The 12,418-nt window shown below is 45.4% G+C and carries 13 protein-coding genes; 5 read left to right on the top strand and 8 right to left on the bottom strand.

The annotated features are described in order from the left end of the window. Positions 1–12 precede the first annotated feature (12 nt). Positions 13–1,314 carry a DNA polymerase IV gene (locus EL84_RS16505; protein ID WP_047842386.1) on the bottom strand — a complete coding sequence of 434 codons (1,302 nt, stop codon included), beginning with the start codon at positions 1,312–1,314 and terminating at the stop codon, positions 13–15. A gap of 531 nt (positions 1,315–1,845) precedes the next feature. Here EL84_RS16505 and cimA point away from each other — a divergent pair. Next, complete coding sequence (gene cimA / locus EL84_RS16500) at positions 1,846–3,465, top strand: citramalate synthase (protein WP_047842385.1); 1,620 nt, start codon at positions 1,846–1,848, stop codon at positions 3,463–3,465. An 82-nt stretch (positions 3,466–3,547) separates the two neighbouring features. Here the strand turns inward: cimA and EL84_RS16495 are convergent, their stop codons facing one another. Further along, complete coding sequence (locus EL84_RS16495) at positions 3,548–4,099, bottom strand: TlpA family protein disulfide reductase (protein WP_047842384.1); 552 nt, start codon at positions 4,097–4,099, stop codon at positions 3,548–3,550. Positions 4,100–4,325: 226 nt separating this feature from the next. Here EL84_RS16495 and EL84_RS16490 point away from each other — a divergent pair, with 226 nt between their 5' ends. Next, positions 4,326–4,817, top strand: a complete 492-nt coding sequence (locus tag EL84_RS16490; protein ID WP_047842383.1) for a M67 family metallopeptidase — start codon at positions 4,326–4,328, stop codon at positions 4,815–4,817. Here EL84_RS16490 and EL84_RS16485 read toward each other — a convergent pair. From EL84_RS16485 to EL84_RS16475, 3 genes are read right to left on the bottom strand one after another with little or no spacing between them, the layout of a single operon-like run. Further along, positions 4,803–5,540: an exonuclease domain-containing protein gene (locus EL84_RS16485; RefSeq protein ID WP_017689374.1), complete on the bottom strand. Its 738-nt coding sequence runs from the start codon at positions 5,538–5,540 to the stop codon at positions 4,803–4,805. The genes EL84_RS16490 and EL84_RS16485 overlap by 15 nt on opposite strands. Beyond that, positions 5,537–6,622, bottom strand: a complete 1,086-nt coding sequence (locus EL84_RS16480) for a DUF294 nucleotidyltransferase-like domain-containing protein (RefSeq protein ID WP_047842382.1) — start codon at positions 6,620–6,622, stop codon at positions 5,537–5,539. The genes EL84_RS16485 and EL84_RS16480 overlap by 4 nt, the downstream gene beginning before the upstream one ends. A 41-nt stretch (positions 6,623–6,663) precedes the next feature. Then, on the bottom strand, positions 6,664–8,064 hold the full coding sequence (locus tag EL84_RS16475; protein ID WP_036609643.1) for an ammonium transporter: 1,401 nt from the start codon (positions 8,062–8,064) through the stop codon (positions 6,664–6,666). Between the two features lie 351 nt (positions 8,065–8,415). Here EL84_RS16475 and EL84_RS16470 point away from each other — a divergent pair, with 351 nt between their 5' ends. Together EL84_RS16470 and EL84_RS16465 are read left to right on the top strand one after the other, a co-directional pair. Continuing rightward, positions 8,416–8,844 (top strand): MerR family transcriptional regulator, encoded by a 429-nt coding sequence (locus EL84_RS16470; RefSeq protein WP_017689377.1) that lies wholly within the window; start codon positions 8,416–8,418, stop codon positions 8,842–8,844. Between the two features lie 28 nt (positions 8,845–8,872). Next, on the top strand, positions 8,873–9,553 hold the full coding sequence (locus EL84_RS16465; protein WP_036609646.1) for a zinc metallopeptidase: 681 nt from the start codon (positions 8,873–8,875) through the stop codon (positions 9,551–9,553). Positions 9,554–9,597: 44 nt separating this feature from the next. On the opposite strand, the gene EL84_RS16460 is transcribed toward EL84_RS16465, so the two are convergent. Together EL84_RS16460 and EL84_RS16455 are read right to left on the bottom strand one after the other, a co-directional pair. Beyond that, a complete protein-coding gene (locus EL84_RS16460; protein ID WP_036609648.1) occupies positions 9,598–10,509 on the bottom strand; it encodes a LysR family transcriptional regulator in 912 nt (303 codons plus the stop codon). A gap of 69 nt (positions 10,510–10,578) precedes the next feature. After that, positions 10,579–11,205: a rhomboid family intramembrane serine protease gene (locus EL84_RS16455; protein WP_036670140.1), complete on the bottom strand. Its 627-nt coding sequence runs from the start codon at positions 11,203–11,205 to the stop codon at positions 10,579–10,581. A gap of 148 nt (positions 11,206–11,353) precedes the next feature. Here EL84_RS16455 and tpx point away from each other — a divergent pair, with 148 nt between their 5' ends. Next, positions 11,354–11,872, top strand: coding sequence for a thiol peroxidase (gene tpx / locus EL84_RS16450; RefSeq protein WP_036609653.1), 519 nt, complete (start codon positions 11,354–11,356; stop codon positions 11,870–11,872). A 72-nt stretch (positions 11,873–11,944) separates the two neighbouring features. Here the strand turns inward: tpx and EL84_RS16445 are convergent, their stop codons facing one another. Further along, positions 11,945–12,337, bottom strand: a complete 393-nt coding sequence (locus EL84_RS16445; RefSeq protein ID WP_017689382.1) for a DUF1499 domain-containing protein — start codon at positions 12,335–12,337, stop codon at positions 11,945–11,947. Positions 12,338–12,418: the final 81 nt, after the last annotated feature.

Genomic DNA, 12,418 nt, shown 5'->3' with positions numbered 1-12,418 from the left:
ATTATCCCTTATTTAATCAAGACTTTGCAAGTTATCTTTTTGCAGGGAAGTACCGCGCACTTTATGATTACGAAGCAGCACGGAAGGATCGTCTCCAAGCATGCCGGCGGTCACAACAGCATTCTCACCAAATTTATCACGTAACTGATCCATAATCCGAATCAGATTGTCCTTCTTGGGCTTCTGCTCATATTCGAACAAGTCCATCTGTACAGCTGATTCTTCTCTTGGAATCAGGTTCTGAAGTGTCACACCCAGCATGCGTACAGGCTTGCCACTACCCCAATGCTTCTCAAATAGTTTACAGGCCTCACGGTATATGACCGTTGCATCCTCCGTAGGAACTTCCATTAGACGTGATCGGGTGATTGTCTTCATATCCGGTGTCCGGATTGTAATCTGAATCCCCTGACTGAACATTTCGTGCTTGCGCAACCTTCTGGCTACCTGGTCACTTATATTGAGGAACACCCGATGAATCTCATTCATATCCGATACATCCGCCGGTAAAGTGGTTGTATGCCCAATGGATTTATTGGCCTCACGTTCCGCGTGAACTGCGGAATGGTTAATGCCATTCGCGGAATTTTTGAGCCATGCTCCATTAACTCCAAATAGTTCGGTCAACATGTTCTCATCCGACTTGGCCAATTGACCAATCGTTTCAATGCCCAATTTTTTCAACTTTTCAGCCGTTTTTTTGCCAATGCCAAACATCTCATTGCATGGTCTGTGCCAAAGAATCCGAGGTACGTCTCTCATGCGTAAAATGGAGATACCGTTCGGTTTTTCCAAATCCGAAGCCATTTTCGCCAATAATTTGTTGGGTGCAATGCCAATGGAACATGGCAGCCCCAATTCATCCTTGATTCTACGCTGAATACTCTCCGCAATCTCCATCGGATTCCCGAATTGCCTTGAACCTGTAATATCAAGATAACATTCATCAATGGATGTCGCCTCAAGTTGAGGGGTATAACTATACGCAATCTGCATGAACGCTCTTGAATATTGACGATATAAATGGAAATCAGGACGAATCACAATGAGATCAGGGCACTTTTTCATGGCTTGGTGAACAACCATACCTGTTGAGATGCCTCGATTACGAGCGGCATATGAGCAGGTTACAATTACACCCTTTCGCAGTTCACTGCTGCCCGCAACGGCCGTTGCTTTTCCTCTATATAAATCTGGTTCCTCGGCTTCATGTACAGAGCAGTAGAAAGCATTCATATCGACATGTAGAATCACCCGTCCGGCTGCAGGGTAGTATTGATCCACATTTGCTGGAGGATTGCCGTCTGAAGACATCATGAACCCCCGCCCTTTCATGCACACTAATTAATGAAACGAATTTCTTTCTTCTATAGTATATCAAACCCGTTATGTTAATTCAGTCACGAGCATTTATTTTTTGCGAGATCTGATCAGAGACCGAATAATTAACCAGCCTACACTCACAAAAAGTATCAAAGTGATCAGAGCAATAATCGTATTCTCCCATAAAAAAGTCAAAATCACCCCTCCTTTTCTTCCATATATTCCAATTAAAACTCAATAATAGATTATAACATACATCCGGATTATGATTAACATCCTTCTTTTTTCTCTAAAATACGTTAATTGTTACATGAAACTGCGATTTCTATGTAGCATTTGGCTATAATGGTGCTATAATAATTAATTATACAAATTGACGACTTTAGGACAAATCAGCGCACCCAGTTTAACACAGTGTAGCGTTGCCGAATCGAAGGATTCGTCCACTAACGTACTTAACAGCTTTTCCTAACTTAAAATCCAAACTTTTAAAAGAGCGCTTTATCTCAAAGGAGGATCTTCATGTCAAAGGCCATTTCCATCTTCGATACGACTTTACGTGACGGCACACAAGGGGAGGGTGTCAGCTTATCGGCAGACGACAAACTCAAAATTGCCAAGAAGCTTGATGACCTGGGTGTCCATTATATTGAAGGCGGAATTCCCGGCAGCAATACCAAGGACATTGAGTTTTTCAAAAGAGTCAAGGAATTAAACCTGAACGCAAAGGTTGTTGCTTTTGGCAGTACCCGCCGTAAAGGCAGTGTTGCCAGTGAAGACGCCAACCTGAAGCGCATGATCGAATCTGGTGCTCAGGCTGCAACCCTGGTCGGTAAATCATGGGACTTCCATGTGCACACCGCTTTGCAGACTACATTGGAAGAAAACTTGTCCATGATCTATGATTCCATCGCCTATCTGAAACAGAATGGAATGGAAGTGATCTTTGATGCAGAACACTTCTTTGACGGATTCAAACATAACCCGGAGTATGCTCAAGCGGTCTTGACCAAGGCCCACGAAGCTGGAGCGGACTGGCTCGTTATGTGTGATACCAATGGCGGGACGATGCCAAACGAGGTGCACGAGATCGTATCCACACTGCATAGAAGCCTGCCTCATGCACATCTCGGGATCCATACACATAATGATTGTGAACTGGCTGTGGCCAACACACTCAGCGCTGTACAAGCCGGAGCCCGTCAGGTGCAAGGAACGATGAATGGTTATGGAGAGCGTTGCGGTAACGCCAATCTCGCATCCATTATCCCGAACCTGCAACTGAAACTTGGCTATGAATGTGTTACTGATGATTCCATGAGACAACTTACAAACGTGGCTCGTTATGTTAGCGAGATTGCCAATGTGAATATGCCGATTAATCAGCCTTATGTCGGCAATGCTGCTTTTGCTCACAAAGGTGGGATTCACGTCTCTGCCATCCTGCGGGATTCACGTACCTATGAACACATCGTGCCTGAACTGGTTGGTAACAAACAACGTGTGCTGGTCTCTGAACTTGCCGGACAAAGTAACATTGTATCCAAAGCCCAGGAACTGGGGCTTGAGTTCGATCCAAGCAGTGCCAATTCACGTCAGATTATTGAGAAAATCAAAGACCTGGAACATCAGGGTTACCAGTTCGAAGGCGCAGATGCTTCGCTTGAATTGTTAATTCGTGAAGCGAACGGTGACATGAAAGAATTGTTCACGTTTGAATCATTCAAAATGCTTGTGGAGAAAACGGCGGGTAAATCCGTTGTTTCTGAAGCTTTTGTCAAAGTGAATATCGCCGGAACAAGCGCTTATACCGCTGCTGAGGGCAATGGTCCGGTTAACGCACTCGATAACGCCCTTCGGAAAGCGCTGGTACAATATTTCCCTTCACTTGCCAACATGCATCTGTCGGACTACAAAGTGCGTGTACTGGATGAGAAGGATGCCACAGCTGCCAAAGTTCGTGTATTGATCGAATCCAAAAATACAGAGAACACATGGAACACTGTTGGTGTATCCGAGAACGTAATTGAAGCAAGTTGGGAAGCACTCGTTCACAGTTTCCGCTATGCATTGCTTCAAGAAAAATTACAGGATGAGCCGGGCACACTCCCTATTCCTGCTCATGGGATAAGCAACCACTAATAACGCTTATTTCCCGGAAAATATAAAGAAGCCTCTGTACCCATGATTCATGGATGCAAAGGCTTCTTTGTTTACATGAAAATTAATTCGCAATTAACTTTTTAATCTTACGTTCCAACTCTTTCTCAGGTAATATGCCCAGAACAATCTCCTGTATAACTCCTCTGGAGTCAATCAGAACATTCGTTGGAAAAGCCACCCCATTGTATTGAGCATACACAGTCCCCTTCTCATCCAAAGGAATGGGGAATGTCAGTTGGTACTTATCCACAAAAGCTTTGGCATCCTTGAGTTTATCGTATGACGTTACATTAACCCCATACATGTCAAGCTTATCCTTGTATTTCGCAGCCATTCTGTTCAGCTCTGGAGCTTCCTGCTTACACGGCTCACACCAGGATGCCCAGAAACTGACGAACGTGGCCTTATCTTTGGCACCGCCCACACTGTACGTCTTTCCATCCATTGCTGTCAGAGAAAAAGCAGGTGCCAGAAGACCCGCACGTGGTCCCGTCTCTGTAGGCATCGGTTCTTCCTGCTTAAAGACGGCTGCAATGCCGTCACCCGCATTCTGGGCCAGTGCAATACCAACCAGCAAGACAACACCAAGGAGTATGTATATATTTCGTTTCATAACCCGCCACCCTTTTATATAATTAGCATATTGAAACTGAAACCGTAATTTCTGCACATGCTAAGTGTTTATCACGCTCTATCATAGTTCACCAGAACATGATTCCCAAATGTTCTCTTTATTATTGTACCCTTTTCCTTTAAAATTTTACAATCCGCATCACAGAAAATAAAATGAAAAAGGACTCCTGCCGTAGCAGGAGCCAAAGAGAGAGGGGTGAATACAAATGGCAGCACTTCACGGGCAGCAAAACGCCTTCTACATCCCTTCTTCCGTAGAACAAGAGATGTCAAAGCACATGTTCCTTTCGCTGCCACAAGAAGCCTGCGGGGTTATGCTGGGTGAAACCGCAGCGGGCGGTATACGAATCAGTCGGTTTCAGCCCATTCGTAACGTAGCACCTGACCCGCTGCACCATTTTACTCTGGACGATGCCGAATGGATTCGGTGCGTATTCTCCGAGCCCAAGCTCATCGGTATCTTCCATTCTCATCCCCAGACCAGGCCTGTTCCTTCCTTAGAGGACTTACAAGCTCTTCCGGCCTTCGCCGGTTTGCTTCAGATGTACCTCATCGGCTCACCTGACCTTACAGCCGGATTAGTATCTCATATGCATCTGAACGGTTATCTGATTGAATCTTCGAAGGAATCGCAGGATCCGGCACAACACGTTGTGCCTTCATACAATCTGCTTCCCGTTCCGTTATGCGTGACTTAGCTGGGTATACAGATCACCCAAGGTCTCCACATTTTTACGAGTCATGTCCTCCAAGTAGCAGGACCATAACTGTGCAGTCATTTTTGAATCTTCCAGTGCATGGTGACGTCCATAGATCGGAATCCCTCTGGATTCCAGCAATTCATCCAAACCATACCCCGGCCTGCTTGGTTCAAGCCAGCGGGCCAACATCATCGTATCGATTAAACGATGTGTCAGCCTTACCTTTGAAGTCCGCCACAGAGCTGCATTCAGAAAAGCTCGGTCATGCGCACTTGCGTGTGCAATCAGAACATTTCCACCTACAAAAGACATGAAATCATGCAACCCTTCCAGCAAAGTTGGTGCGTCCAACGTCATCTCCTGTGTAATACCTGTAAGTTCAGTAATATGTTCCGGAACTGCGGTCTTGGACTGCACCACCGTATAAAACTGTTCTCCTTCCAGTACCACACCTCCATGTATACGGACCGCACCAAATGAGATAATCTCATCCCCGTGCTGTGGCGAAAATCCCGTCGTTTCCAGATCAAATACAACTGCGTCCAGCTCATTTAGAGGTGTATGCAGAACCTCAGGTCTGCGCTGTTCTCTCATCATAGAGCGGATAAACGCCATGTGTTGCGCCGTAGGGGCTCCCATAATGGAAGCGATGGCGGAAGGAACCCCTCCCTGACGCAGCGAATTCCAGAATCCTGTATTGCCCCTTGCCGGCTCTCTCATGGACGTCTCCTTTCTGCAAAACGCAACTGTCTTTGCAAAGCACGATGCACTCGTCGTACCAACCCGAGCGTATCCCTGAGCTCATAATGAATCTGTTTTTGTTTCATCTGTTTCTCATCCAGGAACCCACTGCTATGTTGCAAATCCCCTTGGATGACAATCGGTGTACTTCTGCGAAATTTCAAAGCGGCAAAGAAGGCCCGCTGGCATGCATCCAGTAATGTAAATGGAACAGCTTCAAGTGAAGTCAGTCTCTCCATTCTTTTTAACGTAGATGACTCCTTGATCCCATGTTGCAAAGCCAAATAACGTGCACTGTTCACCAGCGGAATGTACAAGCCATACTTGACATCAAATCCGCCTGCATGTTCACCAAATCGTTCTGTGACCACACGTCCGAGTACATTTAATGTAGCTTTATGTTTAACCGTATTGCGAAGAACTGCATCCGAAAGTTCAGGAACCAGTCTGAACTGTTCATAAAAACTCGTGATCCATTCCTCCGCCAGACTTTGTTCACCTGCAACAAAACGCATGTCTGAAGCAATTATCAGATTACGAACGGGCTCCCAATTCAGATCCGAGCTCCAATCTGCTAATTGTTGCTTCCATGACGCCAGCGTTTTTCTCCAGAGTGGCTCAGAGCACATGACTTTGCCTTCGCACTTGGCGTAACCAAGCTCTTCTAACATATCCGTCATTCGCAGTCCGAGCTGAGCAAAATATTCCTCTTTACCTTCTTGTGGAGTATCGCTAATGATCATGCCATTATCCTGATCACTCCATAACGTTGCTTCTTCCCTGCCGGAACTGCCAAATACGATAAAGGCATAGGGGACGGGAGGTTGGCCGAAGCCTTCCTCAACCATCCCCTGAATGCATAACTCTACTGCTTTCCGTGCAATCCGGTCATGCAGTTCATTTACCGTTTGGTACCACTCGATCGGCGACAAGGAAGCGGACAACAATTCCTGGAGCTCGTTCTGTAATATTACACGTGCCTGGCGCAGTTCTTGAGAAGACACCGCACCATCGATTCCCTGATAAGACCAGGAATAGTTTGTATACGAGATGGGTTCCATCATGTCCAGCCTCCTTGAAGCATGATTCAGCATCATTCACCTCAGGAGCTGAACGTACCACCATTGGATTTAGAATCTACATTTTTCATTTGTTCAGGGTATCCGTAAGTACCGTGCTCACTGATATCCAGACCCATTGTTTCTTCTTCTTCAGTAACACGAATGCCCATGATCGCTTTCATTCCGCCCAAAATAATGAAGGACATTACCAGTACGAAGGCAAAAGCACCTGCCAGACCGAGAAGCTGTACGCCCAATTGGTGGAATCCACCGCCATAGAACAGACCCGCTTGACCTACACCAGCATTCTCGGCAAGTTCAGGAGTAGCGAACAAACCTGTGGAGATCGCACCCCACATACCAGCAATACCATGTACGGAGAAAGCGTAGATTGGATCGTCAATTCCTTTACGATCGAAGTACTGTGCTGTGAAGAATGTGATGATACCCGCCAGAGCACCGATAACCAGGGCTGCCCAAGGTTCAACGAATGCACATGCTCCTGTAATCGCAACGAGTGCCGCAAGCACACCGTTTAACATGCTAGGAATATCAGACTTCCCAAGTACTGCCCATGAGATCAACAGCGCAGCAACACCACCGGCTGCAGCAGCTACGTTAGTAGTTAATGCAACATAACCGAAGAATCCATCTCCCATGGCAGACAATGTACTACCTGGGTTGAATCCGAACCAACCGATCCAGAGGATAATAACCCCGAGTACGGAATACACTTGGTTGTGACCTGGAATGATGTTAGGTTTGCCGTCTTTGTTATATTTACCAATACGTGGTTTCAACAAGATCGTCGCTACCAATGCTGCAGTCGCACCAGTCAAGTGAACAACCGTCGATCCTGCAAAGTCTTGCATACCCAGCTCAGCCAACCAGCCGCCGCCCCATACCCAGTGAGCAACAACCGGATACATGATAATGGTATAAAGTGTACCGAATACAATATATACGCTCATTTTTGCACGTTCAGCCATACCACCGCAGGCAATGGCCAGAGATACCGCCGCAAAAGCGAGGTGGAAAACGAATTTAATAGTCAGTGGAACATCGGAGAAAGCCAGTGATTCGAAGGAAGCAGCCATCTTGTCACCGCTCAGGAAAAATCCTGTTGTTCCAAAGAAGCTGTTACCATTACCGAAACCAAGACCGAAACCCAAAGCCCAGAAGGCAATAACTGAAATTCCCAATGTCAGGATGGTCTTACCCGCAATGTGTCCTGCATTCTTCATTCGTGTTGAACCCGCTTCAAGTAAAGCAAATCCCCCTTGCATCAAGAACACGAGTACAACAGCCAAAAACGTAAAGGCTGAGTTCAAACCACTTTGAAGTTCAATGTTAGTCGGACCCTCCGCAGCCGCAAATGCGCTAACCGGAAAAGCGAACAAAGTAAGCATTACTAACATGGAAACCAACCATTTCTTTCTCATATACCCCACTCCCTCTTATGTTAAGTTTCTTCACACAACGTGAAACTCTTAATGTCATTATAAGCAGAAGAGAGGAAAGTTGACAAGAGTATTTTCATCAAAACTGAAAATTATTTCTGGGAATAAAGTCTTACGTCTTTTTCTTGCACTTAAGTACATAATCACATTCTATGAGTACATAGATATAGAAATGCAGCATGCTGATTGTCAAAGCATAACGTTTGACTGTACGGTTAAAGATCATGTATCATACTTATTAGTAAGAAAATTGGGCGTAGTCTAGAAATTCACAAGTGGAAACTACAATTCCCTACATTTGAACTTGCAAGCGAGGTGAATATCATTGGGGATATGAAACTTTTTCGGATTGGCGAACTTGCCAAGACCGCTGGTGTTAGTGAACGGACGATTGATTATTACACAAAGCTTGGACTAATCGCTCCCGAAGAACGTACACAAAAAAATTATCGTCTCTATAGTAATGAAACTTTAACTAGGCTTGAACGTATTGTACAGATGAAACAAGAGAAGTATAGTCTCGACGAGATTAAACAATCTCTTGAGAAGTGGCGTCTGGTTAGTACAGAAGAACAAGTTGCCAGCAAATTGACAACATTGGAACTTCACGTACAACAACTTGAGCGAGAGGTTAACGAACTCAAACCGCTACTTGGAGAGATGAAACCTGTACAAGCACGTAAAATGATGGCAGGACTCCTCACCAAAAGTGCCGGTACAATGGAGGCACTAAAAATCTTGCTTGAGAACACCATGATGTAGCTTATTCATAGAAAGCGGAGGAATGAATATGAGTTTTAATAACGGTATGTTCGTATTGATCATTATCGCCTTTTTGCTCTCTTTATGGGCGCAATTTCGCGTTAAAGGTACGTTTAGACGTTGGTCGGAGGTACCGAACCAGAACGGAATGACTGGTTACGATGCTGCTCGCCAGATGCTTGATGCTAACGGCCTGCATGATGTTCCAATTGAACCTGTACGCGGCACGCTCTCTGATCACTATGATCCGATCAATCGGGTTGTACGTTTATCAGAACCAGTATATTACGAAAACTCAATCTCAGCTGTTTCGGTAGCGTGTCACGAAGTTGGCCACGCCATTCAGCATAAAGAAAGTTATCCGATGCTGGCACTGCGTCACCGGATCTTCCCAATTGTGAACTTTGCATCCGGATTAGCTCCATTCCTGTTAATTGCAGGATTCATCTTCAATGCCATGAACCTTGTAGGTATCGGTATCATCTTCTTCTCCGTAACTGTAGCATTCCAACTCATCACTTTACCGGTTGAGTTCAATGCAAGTAATCGCGCCAGAGAGATTATGGTATCCGAAGGGTACATCCGTAATGAAGAAGAAAAAGGTGTTGCAAAAGTTCTGAATGCCGCAGCCTTGACTTACGTTGCTGCAGCGTTGATTTCACTGCTTGAGTTGATTCGTTACATCGGAATCTTCAACAGCCGCGATTAATTGGATACCTAATACAACAAAAACAACAAAACAATACCCCACCGTTAATCGGATGGGGTATTGTTTTGTTGTAAACCGAAATAATCAAGCAAGAATGAACGAAAGGACTGAGCAACCAGCGGCAGTTTATCATGCGCACGATGAATTAACCCGATAGTTCGCGTTACTTTTGGATGGGAGATAGCCACATGTGCCGGTTGCAAAGGGTTCGTCTGGAATAACGCCATCTCAGGCAGCAGACTGACCCCCATGCCCGCAGCGACCAATCCGCGGATGGTGTCGGTCTCTTCCCCTTCAAAAGCGATCTTGGGTGTAAAACCAGCTTCCAGACAGGCATGCCACACAATAGGACGAAGAGAATAACCTTTGCTAAACAATACAAATTTATCATCCTTGAGCTGTTCAAGCGCAATTGTCTCTTCACCAGCTAACGGGTGATTAGGAGGAAGGATGGCATGTAATTCTTCCGTGAGTACAATATCGCCATCTACTTGATCATGCTTCTCTGGAAAAGGAGAAATGAATGCCAAGTCTACCTCTCCCGATAACACATCACGAATCAGTGTAGGGAACATCCCCTGCTTGAATCTGAATTTCACGTTGGGGTAGCGCTGACGGAAAGCAGCCACCACGGAAGGAATGAGATGAATCCCCAGGCTATGCGGAAACCCAATTCGAATCTCTCCATGCTCCGGGTCCAGAAACTCATGAACTTCCCCGACTGCCTTGTCCAAATCTTTCAAGATACCTTCAATTCGTTTGCAAAAAAGCTGCCCCACTGCAGTCAACTGCAGGTTTCGTCCCTTTTGCATAAAAAGGTCCACGCCCAGTTCTTCTTCCAGCTGATGAATCTGACGACTCACCGCCGACTGTGCCACATGCAACTCTTCAGCAGCCTGTGTTACATGTTCCTTCTGTGCCACTTTCAAAAAGTAATGCAACTGTCTTAATTCCACTCGCCTGATCGCTCCAATCTGTTATACCCTACTTATCCTTGACTGCATTCCATCTTGAGAACGTTCTGACTACCGCTTTAAGCTGCGGGGTTTCCACAATCTGATTAACAGTCCGTAAATAAAGAATCCACCCAACAATCCACCAAGGTGAGCCATCCAGTTGATGCCTGACATGGCGAAGGAGAATATGATCCCGAACAAAAGCAATGTGTACATCGTTTTGCGCGAAGCCTCGTCCATCATCGTTCGCTGGAACAGCGCCACATACAGGAATGCACCATAGACGGCATAGATCGCTCCTGAAGCACCTACCGAGATGGTAATACTCCCAACCGAGTTGTACCACGCAACAGCAAGAATATTACCCAATACACCACCACCCAGGTACAATACACCATACCTTACCGACCCGAGCAAACGCTCCATCGGTGGAGCAAATACAATTAACGCAAAGCTGTTAAACAATAAATGACCGAAGCCCGCATGCAGGAACATGGATGTAATGTAACGCCACCATTCATGCGCGAACAGTTCATGATTCGTAAGTGCCCCAAATTTCAGCAGCACCATATTGTTCGTTGATCCACCGTTCACCGTTAACACAATAAACATGACTACATTGGCAATTAAAAAAAGCGACGTCAAAGGGAAATACTTCAAATAACCTTTCCAGTTCTCATAGCGAATAAATATCATAAATTTCTTCTTTCACTCCACCCTGTTCAGATCGGACTCACATCTCTGATCCATCGTAATGGTACATGCCCGAATTGGACAATGCCTTTCATAAAAGATTATAATGGATTTTGGCACGGATCACCAATTTATAAGGAGGAACATTATTATGACACAAGAACGTACAGGCGCAGCCACATTTAAAGGCAACCCTATTACATTGATCGGACCCGAACTGAAAGTGGGCGATCAAGCACCTGATTTTACACTGAGCAAGAACCTGGTTGAGGATGCTTCCCTGAAAGACTTCGCAGGCAAAATCAAATTAATCAGCGTTGTTCCTTCCCTGGATACTGGCGTATGCGATGCGCAAACTCGTCGTTTCAACGTGGAAGCTGGAGAACTCGGAGACAATGTTGTTGTCTTGACAGTCAGTGTTGACCTTCCGTTTGCTCAGGCTCGTTGGTGTGGAGCAGCTGGTGTTGACCGCGTAGTTACATTGTCAGACTACAAAACACGTTCTTTCGGTGAAGACTACGGCGTTCTGATCAAAGAATTCCAACTCGACATGCGCTCCATTTTTGTTTTGGATGCCGAAGACCGGATTACATATGTGGAGTATTTGCCTGAAATGACAGACTCCCCTAACTTCGAACAAGCGATTGCTGCTGTAAAAGCTTTGCTGTAGAAGTTATCATACGTTCAGAACAAAAGCGAGGAAGGTTAACCTTCACTCGCTTTTTGTTATTTATCATCTATTTCAATCATTTGCTTTATACTTGCTTAGCTTTTTATCCAGTACAGAGAATAAGTTCATAATCGTGCGATAATTGGAACCCAAGTCTCCAAGTGAACCACGTGAAGCTGAATACATATCCACCGCACTGCGAACGGGACTTACTGAGATAATGGAAACTGTAATATCCATCGTCCGTCCAAAGGTAGTCCGCTTCTCCAGAATAACTTCTCCAACAGAAGGCACTTCATGCAGCACTTTATAACCCGGAATCTTTTTGAGTGTCGAAGAGACCTCTTCCCAGGCTCTGTCTTTGGATAAGTTATAATACCGTGTTTTTAATTTGGGATCCTTGGCTCGATCGCTGGTCCCCTCCATGCTGCGGATGATACCGACGAGCGTTCTCTTTAAGGTCAAGACCCTTCCTCCTTTGATTGTAACCGTTCCATTTATGTATCTTAGTGTAACATTGTTCAAGTAGTAACAAAAGGGCAAGCA

It is taken from the genome of Paenibacillus sp. VT-400, assembly GCF_001029205.1.
GTDB lineage: Bacteria > Bacillota > Bacilli > Paenibacillales > Paenibacillaceae > Paenibacillus > Paenibacillus amylolyticus.
The sequence above is the reverse complement of the archived record's forward strand: the minus strand, read 5'-3'. Positions and strand labels throughout refer to the sequence as shown.